The organism is Hasllibacter halocynthiae (assembly GCF_003003095.1).
GTDB lineage: Bacteria > Pseudomonadota > Alphaproteobacteria > Rhodobacterales > Rhodobacteraceae > Hasllibacter > Hasllibacter halocynthiae.
The window spans coordinates 37,619-55,125 of sequence record NZ_PVTT01000002.1; the positions used below are offsets into that span (position 1 = coordinate 37,619).

The following is a 17,507-nucleotide window of genomic DNA, read 5'->3' on the forward strand; positions in this document are numbered from 1 at the left end:
CCGCCATCGGGGAGTGGGCACCGCCCTACAGGAATCCTGCGACCTCCTGGGAGTGGCTTATCGGCGCCATGTGCCCGGCCCCCTCCACCACCGCCCGCCGCGCGTCTGGCAACCGCTCCGCCAGCTCATCGAGGATGATTCCCGCCACCGCCGGACTCCGCGACCCACCGATCAGGTCCACCGGCACCGCGAGCGATCCGAGACGCGGGATCAGCCCCTCCCGGTCCGCGTTCAGGTCGGCGTCGGCGGCCGGGATCAAGTGGATGCGGTCCACGGCGTAGCGTCGGACCGGCTCGGGCATCGCATCCCAAGGCATCCCGCCGCCCCAGACCGACAGAAAGGCCCGCGCCGCACTCTCCCGGTCACCCGCGCGCCATGCCTCCGCGAAGGGCGCGAAGGCGGCATCCCCCGCGGCGCGTTGCTCCGGCGCGGCGGCCGCGAAGAGGACCGGCTCGATCAGCGAGAGGCGCGAGACGACCCCCGGGAGTTCCAGCGCGGCGGCCAGCGCGGCGACCCCGCCGAAGCTGTGCCCGACAAGATGCGCGGGGCCGTCCCGAAGCGCCTTCAGGACCAGCCCCCGCGCCTGCGCGAGATAAGGCCCGCCGTCCCAATCGGGCGCCCGCCCGTGACCCGGCAGCTCGACCCGGAGGACGTCGTCCCAGCCCGCCGCACGTACGAGCCCGTCCCAAGCGCCCGCATGGGCGAGGGAGCAGTGGACGAGCACCCGCCTCAGAGCTTGCCGTCCAGATGCAGCGCCAGGTCGTCGAGGCGGTCCTGTCCCCAGAACCGCTCGTCGCCCTCGGTGATGTAGAAGGGCGCGCCGAACGCACCGGCGGCGACGGCATCCTCGAGGTTGCGGCCGTACTGATCCGCGCCGGCCAACAGCCCCCTGCCGGCGAGCGCGGGATCGAACCCGTTGGCCTGAAGCACATCGCGGATCACCGCATCCTCCGCGATGTCGCGCTCCTCGGCCCAGCAGGCGCGGGTGAAGCCATGGACGAGGCCGCCGAGGTCGCCGCCCCCTTCGTTCTGCGCCGCGATGATCGCGTAGGAGGACGGGGCGGGGTTCGTCGGCCAATGCGCCGGTCGTAGATTCAGCGGCAGGCCCGCCTTCGCCGACTGGCGGCGCAGCTCCTGCAGGCGGTATTCCTTGCGGCTCTCATGGCGATCCGCGGGCTTCACGCCGCCCGTCCGCCCGAAGAGCGCGACCACGTCGAGCGGCTTGTAGACGATCCGCAGCCCATGCCGCGCGGCGATCTCCTCCAGCCGGGTGCCTGCGAGATAGGTGTAGGGGCTGACGGTGGCGAAATAATAATCGAGCGTCGGCATGCGTCCCTCCGGCGGTTTCGAAACGGCCTAACCCCGTGCTACGGCGCAGGCAACGCGAGTCGGGGTCTCGCGGCCAGGGGAGTATGCCGGATGCCGGTCACGCAGGAACCCAAGCTGATCTCGGGAAATGCCAACCGGCCGCTGGCCGAGGCCATCGCCAAGCGGATGTCGATGCACCGAGGCGCGAAGATCGATCTCTGCGATGCGCGGGTCGAGCGCTTCAACGACGGCGAGATCTTCGTCGAGGTCTTCGAGAACGTTCGGGGCGAGGACATGTTCGTCGTCCAGTCGACCTCCAACCCCGCCAACGACAACCTGATGGAGCTGCTCATCATCTCGGACGCGCTGCGCCGATCCTCGGCCCGGCGCATCACGGCCGTCATCCCCTATTTCGGCTATGCGCGGCAGGATCGCCGCACGAAGGCCCGCACGCCCATCAGCGCCAAGCTCGTGGCGAACATGATGGTCACCGCCGGCATCGAGCGGGTGCTGACGATGGACCTTCATGCCGCGCAGATACAGGGCTTCTTCGACATCCCGGTCGACAACCTCTACGCCGCGCCGATCTTCGCCCTGGACATCGAGCGGCAGTTCGCCGGGCGGATGGACCAGATCACCGTGGTCTCGCCCGACGTGGGCGGCGTGGCCCGCGCGCGCGAACTGGCCAAGCGCATCGGCGCGCCGCTCTCGATCGTGGACAAGCGGCGCGAGAAGCCCGGCGAGGTCGCGGAGATGACCGTGATCGGCGAGGTGAAGGACAGGATCGCCATCATCGTGGACGACATCTGCGACACGGCCGGAACGCTCTGCAAGGCGGCCGAGACGCTGATGGGCCAGGGCGCGACCGAGGTCCATTCCTACATCACGCACGGCGTCCTCTCCGGCCCGGCAGTGGAACGGATCGCGGACTCGGTCATGGGCTCGCTCGTGGTGACGGACACGATCGCGCCCACGGGACCCGTGGCGGCCTGCGATCGCATCCGCCGGGTCCCGACCGCGCCGATGTTCACCCAGGCGATCCTGAACATCTGGAACGGCACTTCCGTCTCATCGCTCTTCGATGCCGACACGCTAGGGCCCATCTACGAGGGGCACTACTCGGCGGCGTGAGATGCTCGGCCCCGGGCCTCCCCCGATCCTCGACGCCGCGCTGAGGGGCGGAGCCGGGGCGATGCGGATGGACGACGCGACTTGGCGGCGTCACGCGAACCCCTGGTCGGTCTGGACACGCATCCTGACGCCGCTACCCCTGCTGACGGTGGTGCTGTTCCTGCGCCCCGCCCTCGCGTGGTGGACCCTCCTCCCCCTAGCGGTGGTCCTGGCTTGGATCGTCTGGAACCCTCGCGCCTTTCCCGAACCGAAGGCGTGGGACGGATGGCCCCAGCGGGGGGTGCTGGGCGAGAAGGCCATGATTGCCCATGCGGCAGCCGTGCCGGGGCATCACCGCCGCACCATGACCGTGCTGACGGGTCTTTCCGCCGTCACGGCGGTGATTTGACTGACCGGGGTCGCCATACTCGACCCCGGCGCCGCGATCGGGGGCGGGGCGGCGACGATCGCCTTCAAGCTCTGGTTCGTGGATCGCTGCGCCTGGACGCTGGCGGACCTGGAACGGCAGGGGGACGTGGACCCGGAGGCCTCCGCCAAAGGCGAGATCTAGTAAAGCGCCCAGTCGTCCTCGTTCGGGGCGGCGCCGATCGCGATCCAGGCCGCGCGGGCCCGCGCGAGGCGCGTGTCGCCCCAGGTGTGCATTACGATCCGGAAGCCGGTCGCGGTCACGTCCTCGGCCTGGACTTCGACGCGCATGTTGGCGTCGTGCGCCGCATCCCACATGCTCAGGCCGACATGGACGACCGGCGGGCCCGAGAAGGGCAGCGCAAAGGCGACGGCCGCGTCGCGGCTGCGAACGCCGTCGCCGGTCCACATCTCGCCACCCTCCTCGAAGTCGGAGAAGAGGTTCACGTTACCTTGGGCGACGGCTACGCGGTGCCTGTCGATCCGCATCATGGCCCCGGGATAACCGCTCGGCGCCTTCGGCGGAACGCCCGGGCCCGGCGGTGACGCGGCGGGATGCGCCGGTTCGGCCGAGGGCCGCCGCCCCGTGTGGAAGAGGTCAGAGGTTCGGCTGGCGCGTACTCAGGCCGACATGGGTTCCCAATGCCTCCATGTCGGCGAGAAGCTTCACCGCATCGTCCACGAGCGCGTTCCCCGTGTCGGGCGTGTTCTTCGCCGCGCGGGCGCTCTCCTCGGCCTCGTCGTAGAACGCGTCGAACCTCTCCTGCGTGAACTCCGAGCGGGGGAGCGCCCGCTCGGCCAGGACGGTGACGCTCTCGCCGATCTCGGCGAAACCGCCGGTCACGGCGTATTGCGTCTCGCCGTCGGGCCCGATGACGGTCAGCAGGCCGGGCCGGAGCGTGGTGATCGTCGGCGCGTGCGACGCCATGATCGTCATGTCACCGTCGGCGCCGGGTATGCGGACCTCCGTCACCTCGGCCGAGGCCAGCCGCCGCTCCGGCGAGACGAGGTCGAACTGCATCGTGTCGGCCATCACGGCCCTCCGTTCGTCGGGGGCGCCGCGACGGGCGCCCCATGTCAGATCAGGCGGCGTCGGCGGCCATCTTCTCGGCCTTGTTCTTCACCTCTTCGATGCCGCCGACCATGTAGAAGGCGCCTTCGGGCAGGTGGTCGTACTCGCCCGCGACGACCGCCTTGAACGAGGCGATCGTGTCCTCCAGCGGAACCTGCACGCCGGGCGAGCCGGTGAAGACTTCTGCCACGTCGAAGGGCTGCGAGAGGAAGCGCTGGATCTTCCGGGCGCGCGCCACGGTCAGCTTGTCCTCCTCCGACAGCTCGTCCATCCCGAGGATCGCGATGATGTCCTGCAGCGACTTGTAGCGCTGAAGGATGTTCTGCACGTCCCGCGCGACCTGGTAATGCTCTTCCCCGACGACGCCGGGATCGAGGATCCGGCTCGTCGAATCGAGCGGATCCACCGCCGGGTAGATGCCCAGCTCCGAGATGGCGCGCGACAGCACGGTCGTGGCGTCGAGGTGGGCGAAGGACGTGGCCGGCGCCGGGTCCGTGAGGTCGTCGGCCGGCACGTAGATCGCCTGCACGGAGGTGATCGAGCCCGCCTTGGTCGAGGTGATCCGCTCCTGCAGGGCGCCCATGTCCGTGGCCAGCGTCGGCTGGTAGCCCACGGCCGAGGGGATGCGACCCAAGAGCGCCGACACCTCCGAGCCCGCCTGCGTGAAGCGGAAGATGTTGTCGACGAAGAACAGCACGTCCGTGCCGGACTGGTCGCGAAACTGCTCCGCCATGGTCAGGCCCGAGAGGGCGACGCGCGCGCGGGCGCCCGGCGGCTCGTTCATCTGGCCGTAAACCAGGGCCACCTTGGACTGGGTCAGGTCATCGGCGTTGATGACGCCGGACTCGATGAACTCGTAATAGAGGTCGTTGCCCTCGCGCGTGCGCTCGCCGACGCCCGCGAAGACCGAGTAGCCCGAGTGCACCTTCGCGATGTTGTTGATCAGCTCTTGGATCAGCACGGTCTTCCCGACGCCGGCCCCGCCGAAGAGGCCGATCTTCCCGCCTTTCGAGTAAGGCGCCAGCAGGTCGATGACCTTGATCCCCGTGACCAGGATGTCCGAGGAGGTCGACTGCTGCGCGAAGGTAGGCGCGGGGGCGTGGATCGGGCGACGCTCCTCGGCGTCGATCTCGCCCTTCTCGTCGACGGGCTCGCCCACGACGTTCATGATCCTGCCCAGGGTCGCGTCGCCGACGGGAACCATGATCGGGCCGTCCGTGTCCGTCACGGTCTGACCCCGCACGAGGCCCTCGGTCGAGTCCATCGCGATGGCGCGGACGGTCGCTTCGCCCAGGTGCTGCGCGACCTCCAGGACGAGGCGCTTGCCGTTGTTGTCCGTCTCGAGCGCGTTGAGGATCTCGGGCAGGTGTTCGTCGAACTGCACGTCGACGACAGCGCCGATGACCTGCGTGATCTTGCCGGTTGCGTTGGCCATGTCTGTTCCCCGTCTAGAGCGCTTCGGCGCCCGCGATGATTTCGATGAGCTCGGTGGTGATGGCGGCCTGCCGGCTCCGGTTGTACTGGATGGTCAGCCTGTCGATCATGTCGCCGGCATTGCGCGTCGCGTTATCCATCGCGGACATGCGCGCGCCCTGTTCGCCGGCGGCGTTCTCCAGGAGGGCGGCGAAGATCTGCGTCGCCACCGCGCGCGGCAGGAGATCGGCGAGGATCGCCTCCTCCGAGGGTTCGTAGTCGTAGATCGCCCCGCCCTGCGCGTCGTCCGCGCCCTCGAACTCGGCCGGGATGATCCGCTGCGCCGTCGGCTTCTGGGAGATCACGCTCTCGAACGTGTTGTAGAAGATCGTGCAGACGTCGAACTCGCCCGCGTCGAAGCGGTTGAGCACGTCCTTCGCGATCGAGGCGGCGTCCTCGTAGCCGATCCGCTTCACCTCCGAGAGATCGACATGGTCGATCAGAAGGTCGCGGTAGTCGCGGCGCAACTGCTCGCGGCCCTTCTTGCCGACCGTGACGACCTTCACCGTCTTCCCCTGCCCGCGCAGTTGATCGATGCGCGTGCGGGCGAGCTTGGCGATGGAGGAGTTGAAGCCCCCCGCCAGTCCCCGCTCAGCCGTCATGACGACGAGAAGGTGCACCTTGTCGTCGCCAGTGCCGACCAGCAGCCGGGGGCCGTTCTCGCCCACGCCCTGCGCGAGCTGGCCAACCACGGCCTCCATACGCTGGGCATAGGGGCGCGCGGCCTCGGCCGCGTCCTGGGCGCGGCGCAGCTTGGCGGCCGCGACCATCTGCATGGCCTTCGTGATCTTGCGCGTCGACTTGACGCTCTCGATCCGGTTCTTGAGGTCCTTGAGGCTTGGCATGACGTCCTCAGGCGGCGAAGTCGCGGGCGTATTCCTCGATCGCGCCGCGGATGCGCTCCTCGGCCTCGCCCTTTACCTTCGGGTCCTCCTCCGTGATCCAGTCGAGGAGCGCGGAGTGCTTGCCGCGCAGGTGCTTCAGCAGCCCGTCTTCGAAATCGCCGACCTTGCCGACCGGCACCTCGTCGAGAAAGCCGTTCGTCCCGGCATAGATCACGCACACGATCTCGGCGTTGGTCAGGGGCGAATACTGGGGCTGCTTCATCAGCTCGGTCAGGCGTGCGCCGCGGTTCAGCAGCTTCTGGGTCGAGGCGTCGAGGTCGGAGCCGAACTGCGCGAAGGCTGCCATCTCGCGGTACTGCGCGAGCTCCAGCTTCACGGGACCGGCGACGGACTTCATGGCGCTGGTCTGCGCCGCGGACCCCACGCGCGAGACCGAGAGGCCGGTGTTCACCGCCGGACGGACGCCCTGGTAGAACAACTCGGTCTCCAGGAAGATCTGGCCGTCGGTGATCGAGATCACGTTGGTCGGGATGAACGCCGACACGTCGCCGCCCTGCGTCTCGATGATGGGCAGCGCGGTCAGCGAGCCGGCGCCGTTCTCCTCGTTAAGCTTGGCCGACCGCTCCAGGAGGCGGGAGTGAAGGTAGAACACGTCGCCCGGATAGGCCTCCCGCCCCGGGGGACGGCGCAGCAGCAGCGACATCTGCCGGTAGGAGACGGCCTGCTTGGAGAGGTCGTCGTAGATGATCAGCGCGTGCATGCCGTTGTCGCGGAAGTACTCGGCCATGGCCGTCGCCGAATAGGGCGCGAGGTACTGCATCGGCGCGGGGTCCGAGGCGGTCGCCGCGATCACGGTCGTGTACTCGATCGCGCCCGTCTCCTCGAGACGCTTCACGAGCTGCGCGACGGTCGAGCGCTTCTGGCCGATCGCGACGTAGAAGCAGTGGAGCTTCTCCATCCCGTCGCCGGCGCGGTCGTTGTAGTTCTTCTGGTTCAGGATCGTGTCGAGCGCCACCGCGGTCTTGCCCGTCTGGCGGTCGCCGATGATCAGCTCGCGCTGGCCGCGGCCGATCGGGATCATGGCGTCGATCGCCTTCAGGCCGGTCGCCATCGGCTCGTGGACCGACTTGCGGGGGATGATGCCCGGGGCCTTGCTGTCCGCGACGCGCCGCTCGGTCGCCTCGACGTCGCCCTTGCCGTCGATCGGGTTGCCGAGCCCGTCCACGACCCGCCCCAGCAGGCCCGGACCCACCGGCACGTCCACGATCGAGTTCGTGCGCTTGACCGTGTCGCCTTCCTTGATGTCCCGGTCGGAGCCGAAGATCACCACGCCGACGTTGTCGACCTCGAGGTTCAGCGCCATCCCGCGGACGCCGCCGGGGAACTCGACCATCTCGCCCGCCTGGACGTTGTCGAGGCCGTGGACCCGCGCGATGCCGTCGCCGACGGAGAGGACGCTGCCCACCTCGGCGACCTCGGCCTCCTGGCCGAAGTTCTGAATCTGCTCCTTCAGGATCGCCGAGATCTCGGCGGCTTGGATACCCATCATCCGGCCTCTTTCATGGTGTTCTGCAGCGCGCCCAGCTTCGAACGGATCGAGGTGTCGATCATCTTCGAGCCGACGCGGACGATGAGGCCGCCGATGATTCCGGGGTCCACCGTCTCGTCGATGTTCACGTCGCGGCCGAGGTTGCCACTCAGGGTCTCGGCCAACTTCCCGCGCTGCGCGGCGGTCAGCGACTTCGCCGTCGTGACCTCGGCCGTGACCTCGCCGCGCTCGTCGGCGATGCGGGCGCGCAGGGCGCGCACCAGCTCGCCCGCGGCGAAGAGGCGGCGCTTCGTGGCCATCAGGCGCAGCGTGTTCGAGAGCGTCCCGCCCAGCCCGATCGCGGACGCGACGGCACCGATCCCCCTCTCCTGCTCCTCGCGGGTGTAGATCGGCGAGTTCAGCAGCGCCCGGAGGTCTTCGCTCTCGTTCAGGGCGGCCTGCAGCTTGTCGAGGTCCGCCGCCAGCGCGTCGATGGCGCCCCCCTCCCTGGCTATCTCGAAGACCGCCGTCGCGTAGCGTTCCGCTATGCCGCCGGAATAGGAGCTGCCTGCCACCGCTGATCCTCTCGATGATGTTGCCGCCGCGGGCCTGCGCCCCGCGCGCGAACGGGGGCCCGAGAAGGCCCCCGTCCGAGTTGCGGCGCACCTAACACCCGGATCGCGGGCGGGCAAGCGGACCGCCGCCGCCGCGGAATGCGGCGCACCGGCGCACCGGCAGCCGCGGAGCCGCCCCTAGAACGCCCGCGCCGCCGGCTGCGCGGCACCGATCGCCGGGGCGGCGGCGCGGGCCGATTCCGGGCTGCCGCCGCGCGCCGGCCGCGGAACCTGCTTGGCCGCCTCGACCAGAAGGACGCCGCCGGCCACGCGGTTGCTGACGCGCCCGCCTATTCGCTCCATCAGGGGGCCCACCTTCCGCCAGAAGCGCCGCTGCGAAGGGGGCTGGAACAGGGTGGCCCAGTGCCCCTCCGGCAGGAACCCGTGCCTGCGGAGCTGCGCCTCCAGCTGCCCGACCGTGTACGGCCTTCCCCAGCCGAACGGGGTTCCTTCGTGCCGCGACCAGATGCCGGCGCGGTTCGGCACGACGACCATCAGGCGCCCGCCTGGGCCGAGGACGCGGTATGCCTCCTCCAGGACGGCGCCCGGCGCATCCGACGTCTCGAGCCCGTGCATCATGACGAGGCGGTCGACATGCCCCGTCTCGACCGGCCACCAATGCTCCTCGACGAGGGCGCTGACGTTCCGCCCTGCCGTCGGCCAGGGCATCACCCCCTGCGGCGCCGGCATGAGCGCCAGCACCCGGCGGGCGTCCCTCAGGAAAGGGCGCAGCAGGGGGACCGCGAATCCGTATCCCGCGACGGTCATCCCCTTCACGTCGCCCCAGCGCGCCGCGACCCGGTCGCGAACGGCCCTCTGCGCCGCACGGCCCAGCCCCGTCCGGTAGTAGAACGCCCTCAGCTCCGTGACGTCGAGATGCATGCCTTCCGTCCGGCGCCCGTGCGCCCTACCCTGTCCCGGTCGCACACTAGCCCGGAAGGTAGCCCCCGTCATGACCCACGAGATCGTCGCGATCCCCTGCCTCGAGGACAACTTCGCATACCTCCTGCGCAACGGCGACACCGGGCGCGTCGCCCTCGTCGACGCGCCGGAGGCCGCGCCGATCCTCGAGGCGCTCGACGAGCGGGGCTGGACCCTTTCGGAGGTCTGGCTGACCCATCACCATCCCGACCATGTCGACGGCGTTCCCGCCCTGAAGGAGCGGCACGACTTCAGGACCTACGGGGCCGCGCAGGACGCGCACCGCCTTCCGCCCCTCGACGAAGCGCTCGAGCCGGGGACCGCGGCGAGGATGGTCGGCCTCGAATGCCGGGTGATCGACGTGCCGGGCCATACGGTCGGGCACGTCGCCTTCCACGTGCCGGAGGCGAAGGCGCTCTTCAGCGCCGACAGCCTGATGGCGCTAGGCTGCGGACGCCTCTTCGAAGGCACGCCCGAGCAGATGTGGGAGAGCCTCTCGACCCTGATGGAGCTGCCGGACGACACGGTGGTCTACAACGGCCACGACTACCTCGACACGAACCTGCGCTTCGCCCGGACGATCGAGCGCCGGAACCCCGATCTCGACGCCCGCGCGGACCGGATAGATTCCTGGCGCGCGCGCGACGTGCCGATGGGCCACGAGACGCTGGGCGTCGAGAAGGCGACCAACCCGTTCCTGCGGGCAGGCTTGGATGCGGTGAAGTCCTCCCTAGATATGGGGTCGCAGCCCGACGTCGCAGTGTTCGCCGAGATCAGGCGGCGCCGGGACGATTTCTCCTGACCGTCCGGCGGGGCTCGCCCCCTTTCGGCACCGGACGCCCCCCGCCGACGCCCAGCGTTTCACCGCCCGCCATGGATCGTGATCCGGTCGGGGCGTTTTGCCGCTTGATTGCCGCGCGGGGACAACCAAACTTTAACCTATGAGGCCCAAGGTCCGGTGCAGACCGGACCCCGAGCGAGAGGAGCACGTCCCGTGCCGTCATTCTCCACCACCCTCGAGCACGCGATCCACACCGCGCTGGCCCTCGCCAACGAGCGCCGTCACGAGCTCGCCACCCTCGAGCATCTTCTTCTCGCCCTGACGGACGAGGACGACGCCGCCCGCGTGATGAAGGCCTGCGGCGTCGATCTGGACGAGCTTCGCAAGACCCTCGTTACGTTCATCGACGACGACCTCAGCACCCTCGTGACCGACATCGACGGGTCCGAGGCCGTGCCGACGGCCGCTTTCCAGCGCGTCATCCAGCGCGCGGCGATCCACGTGCAGTCCTCCGGCCGGCAGGAGGTGACGGGCGCCAACGTCCTCGTCGCCATCTTCGCCGAGCGGGAGTCGAATGCCGCCTACTTCCTGCAGGAGCAGGACATGACCCGCTACGACGCGGTCAACTTCATCGCCCACGGCGTCGCCAAGGACCCCTCCTTCGGCGAGGCGCGCCCTGTCCAGGGTGCCGACGACGAGATCGAGGACGGCGAGGAGGAGGGCGACAAGGACGAGGGCGCGCTGGCGAAGTACTGCGTCGACCTCAACGCGAAGGCCACGAAGGGCGACGTCGATCCCCTGATCGGCCGCGACCACGAGGTCGAGCGCTGCGTCCAGATCCTCGTCCGGCGCCGCAAGAACAATCCGCTCCTCGTGGGCGATCCCGGCGTGGGCAAGACCGCAATCGCCGAAGGCCTCGCGCGCAAGATCGTCCAGGGCGAGGTTCCCGAGATCCTCGCCGGCGCGACGATCTACTCGCTGGACATGGGCGCGCTTCTGGCGGGCACCCGCTACCGCGGCGACTTCGAGGAGCGGCTGAAGGCCGTCGTCTCCGAGCTGGAGGATCACCCGGACGCGGTCCTCTTCATCGACGAGATCCACACCGTGATCGGCGCGGGCGCCACCTCGGGCGGCGCGATGGACGCCTCGAACTTGCTCAAGCCCGCGCTCGCGGGCGGCAAGCTGCGGTGCATGGGCTCGACCACTTACAAGGAGTTCCGCCAGCACTTCGAGAAGGACCGTGCCCTGTCGCGGCGCTTCCAGAAGATCGACGTGAACGAGCCTTCGGTCGAGGACAGCATCAAGATCCTCAAGGGCCTCAAGCCCTATTTCGAGGACCACCACGACATCCGCTACACCGCGGAAGCCATCAAGACGGCCGTCGAGCTGTCGGCGCGCTACATCAACGACCGCAAGCTGCCGGACAAGGCGATCGACGTGATCGACGAAGCCGGCGCCGCCCAGCACCTCCTGGCCGAGTCCAAGCGGCGCAAGACCATCGGCGCCAAGGAGATCGAGGGCGTCGTCGCCAAGATCGCCCGCATCCCGCCGAAGAACGTCTCCAAGGACGACGCGGAGGTCCTGAAGGACCTCGAGACCTCGCTCAAGCGGGTGGTGTTCGGTCAGGATCAGGCGATCGAGGCGCTGGCCTCGGCGATCAAGCTGGCGCGTGCCGGCCTGCGCGAGCCCGAGAAGCCGATCGGAAACTACCTCTTCGCCGGGCCCACGGGCGTCGGCAAGACCGAGGTGGCCAAGCAGCTCGCCGACACGCTCGGGGTCGAGCTCCTGCGCTTCGACATGTCCGAGTACATGGAGAAGCACGCCGTCTCCCGCCTGATCGGCGCGCCTCCGGGCTACGTGGGCTTCGACCAGGGCGGCATGCTGACCGACGGCGTGGACCAGAACCCGCATTGCGTGCTCCTCCTCGATGAGATCGAGAAGGCGCACCCGGACGTGTTCAACATCCTCCTGCAGGTGATGGACCACGGCAAGCTGACCGACCACAACGGACGGGCGACCGACTTCCGCAACGTGATCCTCATCATGACGTCCAACGCGGGCGCCTCCGACATGGCCCGCGCGCCCGTCGGGTTCGGCCGCGACCGCCGGACGGGCGAGGATACCGAGGCGATCGAGCGGACCTTCACGCCTGAGTTCCGCAACCGCCTCGACGCCGTGGTGGCCTTCCAGCCGCTGCCGAAGGAGGTGATCATGCAGGTCGTCGAGAAGTTCGTCCTTCAGCTCGAGGCGCAGCTGATCGACCGCGGCGTCACCATCGAGCTGAGTGCCAAGGCCGCCGAGTGGCTGGGCGAGAAGGGCTACGACGACCGGATGGGCGCCCGCCCCCTCGGCCGCGTGATCCAGGAGCACATCAAGAAGCCCCTCGCGGAGGAGCTGCTCTTCGGCAAGCTCGCCAAGGGTGGCGTGGTGAAGGTCGGCGTCTCGGGCGGCGATCTGAAGCTCGACTATCTCGCACCCGAGAAGTCGCGCCTCTCGGGGGGCAAGCCGCCCCTCCTTACGGCGGAGTGATCCGGACGGCTCTGATCGGGGCGGCCTTCGCGGCCGCCCCTTTCGCGTCAGCTGCCCGCGATATCCCCCTGGCGTTCCCCGTCGCCTGCACCCCCGGCGAGACGTGTTTCGTGCAGAACTACGTGGACCGGGATCCGACCGGGGGCGTCGCCGATCTGCTCTGCGGCCCGTTGAGCTACGACGGGCACGAGGGAACCGACATCGCGCTGCCCACGCTCGCCGCGATGGAGCGGGGCGTCGACGTGCTCGCCGCAGCGCCCGGCATCGTTCGGGGCACGCGCGACGCGCTGCCCGACGTCTCATTTCGCGACGAGGCCGCGCCCGACCTTGCGGGACGGGACTGCGGCAACGGGGTTCTCGTCGATCACGGAGGCGGCTGGTCGACCCAATACTGCCACCTGCGCCGCGGCAGCGTCGCCGTCCGGTCGGGGCAACGCATCCGCGCGGGGCACGTTCTCGGGCAGGTCGGCCTGTCCGGCCTTACCGAGTTCCCGCACCTCCACTTCACCGTCCGCGAAGGGGACGCTCCCGTCGACCCGTTCGACCGGACCGGCGTCGCCACCTGCGACGACGGCGACCTGCACCCCCTCTGGCGCGACCCGGTCCCCTACGATCCGGCGGGCGCGATGGCGGCCGGCCTGTCGAGCACCATGCCGTCCTGGGATGCGATCCGCGCCGGCGGCGTCGACCCGGCCCCGTCCGCGGCGGGGGAGCTTCACCTTTGGGCGGCCTTCCATGGCGGGCGCGCCGGGGACGAGGTCGCGATGGCAATAACCGGCCCGAACGGCACGATCCACGAGAGCACGCTGATGCTCGACCGCGATCAAGCCCAGTTCTTCCGTTCCTCCGGCCTGCGCCCGCCCGAGGGCGGCTGGCCGCCCGGCCGTTACGAAGGGCGGGCCGCGCTGATCCGCGACGGCCAGACGATCGAGACGCAGGCCACATCGACCCTCCTCCGCCGGAGGTGATCCTCAGCGCTCGGTGAACTTCAGCTCGATCCGGCGGTTCTGCGCCCGCGCCTCGGGCGTCGCCTCGGGGACGAGCGGGCGGTGCTCGCCGAAGCCGTTGGCCGAGAGCCGCCAGGGTGGGACGCCAAGCTCGTCCGTCATGTAGCGCACCACGGAGAGGGCTCGTGCCTGGCTCAGTTCCCAATTGTCGCGGAACGCGCCCCGGCCCGTCAACGGCACGTCGTCCGTATGCCCATCGACGCGGATGATCCAGTCGATGCCTTCGGGTATCCGGTCGACCACCTCCTGAAGCTGCCGGGACACCCCGCTGAGTTGCGCCCGCCCCTCGGGCGAGAGGGTCGCGCGGCCGGGCTCGAAGAGCACCTCGGAGGAGAAGACGAAGCGGTCGCCGACGATGCGCACGCCCTCGACGTCCTCGAACACGTCGCGCAGGGCGCCGAAGAAGGTCGAGGCCGATCGCTCCAGCCGCTGAAGCTCGGCCTGCCGAAGGGTGGCCAGCTCGCCCTCGGCGTCCAGCGCGCGCTGGGCCTCGGCCGCAGCCCGCGCCAAGGCCGCGTTCAGGCGGCTTCCCAAGGCCTCGATGCGCACGGCCTCCTCCGCATCGGCGGCCTCGGCGACCTCGATCAGCCCCTGCAGGACGCCGATCTGGGACCGCAGCTCCGCCACCTGCCGGTTCAGCACCTCGACCTCGCGCTGCTCGGCCTCCGTCAGGGCCGTCTGGTCGGAGAGGGCGTTCCGGGCGGCTGCCAGCAGGACGTCGCGCCGCTCAGTCTCCGTCAGGGCCTCCCGCTCAGCCGCCCGCGCGGCCGCACGATCGGAGAGCGCCTCGCCCAGCCGGGCGCGAAGCTCGGCAGTCTCGGCATCGAAGGCATCTTCGGCTGCACGGGCCCCCGCGAGAAGCGTCAGCGTCTCCTCCGCCTCCGCACGCGCCTCCTCCAGCTGGAGCGACATGGCCGTCAGCTCGGCGTCCGCGTCCTCCAGACGCGCGCGGAGCGCCTGGGCGGCCGCCGCATCGGCGAGCCGTGCCGCCTCGGCTTCGCTCAGGGATTCTTCCAGACCATCCAGCCGCGCGCGCAACGCCTCGGCCGCCGCGGCTTCGGAAAGGCGGGCGGTCTCTTCCTGCGAAAGCCTCTCCTCCGTCTCGGAAAGCCTCTCGCGCAGGATGGCTGCCGCAGCCGCCTCCTCCAGCCGTGACGCCTCGGCGTCGTCCAACTCGTCCTCGAGCGCGGCGGCGCGACGCCTCGCGCCGTCCGCCTCGACCTCCAGCCTGTCCTCCGCATCCGCCAGGGCGGCGGCGAGGGAAGCCAGGCGACCCTCGGTGTCCGCGGCCCGATCCTCGGCCTCGGCAAGCTGGGCCTCCAACGTGGCGAGCGACGTAGCCGCATCCTGCCGCGCGCTCTCCAGCGCCAGCGTGGCCGCGTCGATCTCGTCGGCCTGTGCGGCGTTATCCGATCGCAGGTCCGCGATCAGCGCCTCGAGCGCCTCGCGGCGCGCAGCGGCGAGACGGGCAGCCTCGGTGCCGGCGTCCACCTCCTCGCGCGCCTGCGCCAAGGCCAGCCGCGCCGCCTCCCTCTCGTCGATCAGGCGGGCCTCGGCGGCTTCCAGGTCGGCGATCCGCGCTGCCATCCCCTCCCCTTCGGCGAGCGCGGCATCCCGCGCGCCCTCCGCCCTGTCCAACGCGGCAGCGAGCCGCATGCCTTCGCCGCGCGCATCGTCCCGCTCCGCCGCGAGGGTCGCCACCCGCGCCTCGAAGCCCGCGATGCGCGCTTCCCGCTCTTCGAGGCTGGCCGTCAGCGCATCGACGAGCGCGGCCTGCTCTTCCGCCCTGTCCCGGGCGGCGCCGAGGTCGGCCTCGAGCGTCGCGGTGCGCGCCTCCGACAGCCCCAGCGCGTCGGTGAGGCCGGCGACCTCCGCGGTCAGCGCGCCCAACTCGTCCTCCTGGCCGGTGATCGTCTCGCGCAGGACGAACTGGACGATCATGAAGATCGACAGGACGAACATCAGCACGAGAAGAAGCGCCGTCATCGCGTCGACGAAGCCGGGCCAGATGCCGGTCTGCATGCGTCCCGAGGAGCGGGCGCGAAGGGCCACGGATCAGTCCTGTCCGGCGCGCAGGCGGCGCTGCGGCACAGGCCGCTGCACGGTTACCAGCGCCTCGCGCAGCTCGCGCATCTCGCGCCGCAGCGCAGCCAGCGACTCCTGGCGGCCTGCCGCGACCTCCTCCAGGAGGCGCAGCATCTGAACGTCCATGGAGCGAAGGCGCATCCGGCTCTCGGCGTCGAGCCCGCCGGCACCGCCGTCGCGGATCGCGGCGACGATGGCGTCCTGCCCATCCGCGACGCGCTCCAGCGCGGCATCGGCCACTCCCCCCTCGGAGAGCTTTCCGGTCAGCTCGGACATCGCCCCGACGAGCGCGCCGATCCGCTCGTCCGTGATCGAGCGCGCGACATCGGCATGCACGAACATCTCGCGCATCGCCTCCATCTGCTCGGCCATGTGGTCGAGGAAGGGCGCCATCACGTCGGCGCTGCTGTCGCCTTCCCCCTCGCCCGACAGGCCGAGGCGGGTGATCCCGGAGAGCCATTCCTCGAGCTCGCGGTAGAAACGGTTCTGCCCGTGCCCTGCGAACAACTCCAGAAGGCCGACCACCAGCGACCCCGCGAGGCCGAGCAGCGAGGACGCGAAGGCCACACCCATCCCCCCCAGCTGCGCCTCGAGTCCGGTCATCAGCCGGTCGAACACCGCGACCCCGGCCTCCCCCTCCTGCGGGGCGAGCGAGCGGATCGTGTCCACGACCGCGGGAACGGTAGTCGCGAGGCCATAGAACGTGCCGAGAAGACCGAGGAAGATCAGCAAGTTCACGATGTAGCGCGTGATGTCCCGCGCCTCGTCGATCCGGGTGGCGACCGAGTCGAGGATCGATCGCGCCGACGACGCGCCGATCTGCGTGCCGGTCCTCTGCCGCAGCAGGGCGGCCAGCGGGGCCAGCAGCCGCGGCGCCTGCGCGTCCGTTCCCGAACCCTCGCGCGCGAAGGCGCGGATCCAGCGGACCGACACCACGAGCTGCCAGAGCTGCCAGAAGGTCGCGAAGACGCCTATGACGAAGACGAGACCGATGAACCCGTTGAGCCAGGGGTTCGCGAGGAACACCGGCAGCACGGCGGGCAGCGCGAGCCAGCCGCCGGCCGCCACCAGACCCAGGACGAGGATCATCGTGACGATCTGGCGGACCGGCTGCGTGAAGATCGGCTCGGCCTCGGGCGCGCGCGCCATCGGGTGTGTCCCCCACCCTGGTTCCACGGCCGGGCTTACTCTCCGGCGCCTCGGAAGGGAACCGGGTCCGCGCGCACCCGCCGGGCCAGTTGCTCCAGCTCCCCATCCCGGATGCCCCAGCGGCGGAGGGCGTCGACCGTCTCGAAGAGGTACGCGGCGTTCGGCCCTCGATCGCCGGCGCAGCGGCCGATCCTCTCGGCCTGGACGTCGAGTGGCAGGCCGCCGGCATACTGGGCGTGCGTACGGTCGATCACGAAGGCGGTCGCCTCGACCTGCCCCGCCTCCGTCTCGAGGGCGACGCGCTTCTCCAAGTAGGCCGAGGACACGAGCTCGCGCCGCCGGACCTCCGCGAGGACGGCGTCCCGCTCCTCGTCCCGGACCCGCAGGGCGAGGCCGCGGCAGCGAACCCCCTCCTCGTGATCGAGCGCGAGCACGAGGCCCGGGTCCTGCTCGGTGCCCCTGTAGATGACCGAGTACATGCAGAAGCTGCGGCGGAAGTCGTGTAGCACGGCGCGCCGGGTCTCGACGGGCTCGAACGGCGCGCTCCAGATGAGCGAGCCGTAGGCGAATACCCAGAGGGGGCCGTCCGGTGCGTCGGCGGTCATGCGCGTCTCCTCGTCCGCACGCCCTAGACACCGGTCGCCCCCCGAAGGAAACCC

17 protein-coding genes are annotated in these 17,507 nt (G+C 70.2%); 5 read left to right on the plus strand and 12 right to left on the minus strand.

Translation table 11 applies throughout. The features are described 5' to 3' along the window. Positions 1 to 25: 25 nt before the first annotated feature. Together BCF33_RS07135 and BCF33_RS07140 are read right to left on the minus strand one after the other, a co-directional pair. Complete coding sequence (locus BCF33_RS07135; RefSeq protein ID WP_158259372.1) at positions 26 to 724, minus strand: alpha/beta fold hydrolase; 699 nt, start codon at positions 722 to 724, stop codon at positions 26 to 28. Between the two features lie 5 nt (positions 725 to 729). Continuing rightward, entirely contained in the window at positions 730 to 1,329 is a 600-nt protein-coding gene (locus BCF33_RS07140; protein ID WP_106160289.1) for a 2-hydroxychromene-2-carboxylate isomerase, read from the minus strand. 90 nt (positions 1,330 to 1,419) lie between these two features. On the opposite strand from BCF33_RS07140, the gene BCF33_RS07145 reads away from it, so the two are divergent. Next, positions 1,420 to 2,439 carry a ribose-phosphate pyrophosphokinase gene (locus BCF33_RS07145; protein ID WP_106160290.1) on the plus strand — a complete coding sequence of 340 codons (1,020 nt, stop codon included), beginning with the start codon at positions 1,420 to 1,422 and terminating at the stop codon, positions 2,437 to 2,439. A 1-nt stretch (position 2,440) separates the two neighbouring features. Next, entirely contained in the window at positions 2,441 to 2,827 is a 387-nt protein-coding gene (locus BCF33_RS07150; RefSeq protein WP_106160291.1) for a DUF6653 family protein, read from the plus strand. Positions 2,828 to 2,985: 158 nt separating this feature from the next. On the opposite strand, the gene BCF33_RS07155 is transcribed toward BCF33_RS07150, so the two are convergent. The 7 genes from BCF33_RS07155 to BCF33_RS07185 form a co-directional block, all read right to left on the minus strand. Further along, entirely contained in the window at positions 2,986 to 3,336 is a 351-nt protein-coding gene (locus BCF33_RS07155; protein WP_106160292.1) for an H-type lectin domain-containing protein, read from the minus strand. Positions 3,337 to 3,442: 106 nt separating this feature from the next. Then, entirely contained in the window at positions 3,443 to 3,877 is a 435-nt protein-coding gene (locus tag BCF33_RS07160; protein WP_106160293.1) for a F0F1 ATP synthase subunit epsilon, read from the minus strand. Positions 3,878 to 3,926: 49 nt separating this feature from the next. Next, entirely contained in the window at positions 3,927 to 5,351 is a 1,425-nt protein-coding gene (gene atpD, locus BCF33_RS07165) for a F0F1 ATP synthase subunit beta (protein WP_106160294.1), read from the minus strand. Between the two features lie 13 nt (positions 5,352 to 5,364). After that, positions 5,365 to 6,234 (minus strand): F0F1 ATP synthase subunit gamma, encoded by an 870-nt coding sequence (locus tag BCF33_RS07170; protein WP_106160295.1) that lies wholly within the window; start codon positions 6,232 to 6,234, stop codon positions 5,365 to 5,367. Positions 6,235 to 6,241: 7 nt separating this feature from the next. Continuing rightward, the gene (atpA, locus tag BCF33_RS07175; RefSeq protein ID WP_106160296.1) at positions 6,242 to 7,780 is read right to left on the minus strand and encodes a F0F1 ATP synthase subunit alpha; all 1,539 of its coding nucleotides are present in this window, start codon (positions 7,778 to 7,780) and stop codon (positions 6,242 to 6,244) included. Continuing rightward, entirely contained in the window at positions 7,780 to 8,337 is a 558-nt protein-coding gene (locus BCF33_RS07180) for a F0F1 ATP synthase subunit delta (RefSeq protein ID WP_106160297.1), read from the minus strand. The genes atpA and BCF33_RS07180 overlap by 1 nt, the downstream gene beginning before the upstream one ends. A gap of 177 nt (positions 8,338 to 8,514) precedes the next feature. After that, positions 8,515 to 9,258 (minus strand): class I SAM-dependent methyltransferase, encoded by a 744-nt coding sequence (locus BCF33_RS07185; RefSeq protein ID WP_106160298.1) that lies wholly within the window; start codon positions 9,256 to 9,258, stop codon positions 8,515 to 8,517. A gap of 70 nt (positions 9,259 to 9,328) precedes the next feature. On the opposite strand from BCF33_RS07185, the gene gloB reads away from it, so the two are divergent. The 3 genes from gloB (at position 9,329) to BCF33_RS07200 (ending at position 13,575) form a co-directional block, all read left to right on the plus strand. Further along, the gene (gloB, locus tag BCF33_RS07190; RefSeq protein WP_106160299.1) at positions 9,329 to 10,099 is read left to right on the plus strand and encodes a hydroxyacylglutathione hydrolase; all 771 of its coding nucleotides are present in this window, start codon (positions 9,329 to 9,331) and stop codon (positions 10,097 to 10,099) included. 192 nt (positions 10,100 to 10,291) lie between these two features. Continuing rightward, on the plus strand, positions 10,292 to 12,607 hold the full coding sequence (gene clpA / locus BCF33_RS07195; protein WP_106160300.1) for an ATP-dependent Clp protease ATP-binding subunit ClpA: 2,316 nt from the start codon (positions 10,292 to 10,294) through the stop codon (positions 12,605 to 12,607). Continuing rightward, the gene (locus BCF33_RS07200; protein ID WP_245883767.1) at positions 12,604 to 13,575 is read left to right on the plus strand and encodes a M23 family metallopeptidase; all 972 of its coding nucleotides are present in this window, start codon (positions 12,604 to 12,606) and stop codon (positions 13,573 to 13,575) included. Before clpA ends, BCF33_RS07200 begins: the two co-directional genes overlap by 4 nt. 3 nt (positions 13,576 to 13,578) lie before the next feature. Here the strand turns inward: BCF33_RS07200 and BCF33_RS07205 are convergent, their stop codons facing one another. The 3 genes from BCF33_RS07205 to BCF33_RS07215 are packed head-to-tail and all read right to left on the minus strand — an operon-like array spanning position 13,579 to position 17,453. After that, positions 13,579 to 15,666 carry a peptidoglycan -binding protein gene (locus tag BCF33_RS07205; protein WP_106160301.1) on the minus strand — a complete coding sequence of 696 codons (2,088 nt, stop codon included), beginning with the start codon at positions 15,664 to 15,666 and terminating at the stop codon, positions 13,579 to 13,581. Between the two features lie 3 nt (positions 15,667 to 15,669). After that, positions 15,670 to 16,848 (minus strand): biopolymer transporter ExbB, encoded by a 1,179-nt coding sequence (locus BCF33_RS07210; RefSeq protein ID WP_106160302.1) that lies wholly within the window; start codon positions 16,846 to 16,848, stop codon positions 15,670 to 15,672. 35 nt (positions 16,849 to 16,883) lie between these two features. Further along, positions 16,884 to 17,453, minus strand: a complete 570-nt coding sequence (locus BCF33_RS07215; protein ID WP_106160303.1) for a gamma-glutamylcyclotransferase — start codon at positions 17,451 to 17,453, stop codon at positions 16,884 to 16,886. Positions 17,454 to 17,507 lie beyond the last annotated feature (54 nt).

What these genes read in the sequence shown, in the direction of transcription:
- gloB (WP_106160299.1), top strand. Translation starts at nt 9,329, where the DNA reads ATGACCCACGAGATCGTCGCGATCCCCTGCCTCGAGGACAACTTCGCA.
- BCF33_RS07185 (WP_106160298.1), bottom strand. Translation starts at nt 9,258, where the DNA reads ATGCATCTCGACGTCACGGAGCTGAGGGCGTTCTACTACCGGACGGGG.
- BCF33_RS07210 (WP_106160302.1), bottom strand. Translation starts at nt 16,848, where the DNA reads ATGGCGCGCGCGCCCGAGGCCGAGCCGATCTTCACGCAGCCGGTCCGC.
- BCF33_RS07150 (WP_106160291.1), top strand. Translation starts at nt 2,441, where the DNA reads ATGCTCGGCCCCGGGCCTCCCCCGATCCTCGACGCCGCGCTGAGGGGC.
- BCF33_RS07160 (WP_106160293.1), bottom strand. Translation starts at nt 3,877, where the DNA reads ATGGCCGACACGATGCAGTTCGACCTCGTCTCGCCGGAGCGGCGGCTG.
- BCF33_RS07215 (WP_106160303.1), bottom strand. Translation starts at nt 17,453, where the DNA reads ATGACCGCCGACGCACCGGACGGCCCCCTCTGGGTATTCGCCTACGGC.
- BCF33_RS07145 (WP_106160290.1), top strand. Translation starts at nt 1,420, where the DNA reads ATGCCGGTCACGCAGGAACCCAAGCTGATCTCGGGAAATGCCAACCGG.
- atpA (WP_106160296.1), bottom strand. Translation starts at nt 7,780, where the DNA reads ATGGGTATCCAAGCCGCCGAGATCTCGGCGATCCTGAAGGAGCAGATT.
- BCF33_RS07170 (WP_106160295.1), bottom strand. Translation starts at nt 6,234, where the DNA reads ATGCCAAGCCTCAAGGACCTCAAGAACCGGATCGAGAGCGTCAAGTCG.
- atpD (WP_106160294.1), bottom strand. Translation starts at nt 5,351, where the DNA reads ATGGCCAACGCAACCGGCAAGATCACGCAGGTCATCGGCGCTGTCGTC.
- BCF33_RS07140 (WP_106160289.1), bottom strand. Translation starts at nt 1,329, where the DNA reads ATGCCGACGCTCGATTATTATTTCGCCACCGTCAGCCCCTACACCTAT.
- BCF33_RS07155 (WP_106160292.1), bottom strand. Translation starts at nt 3,336, where the DNA reads ATGATGCGGATCGACAGGCACCGCGTAGCCGTCGCCCAAGGTAACGTG.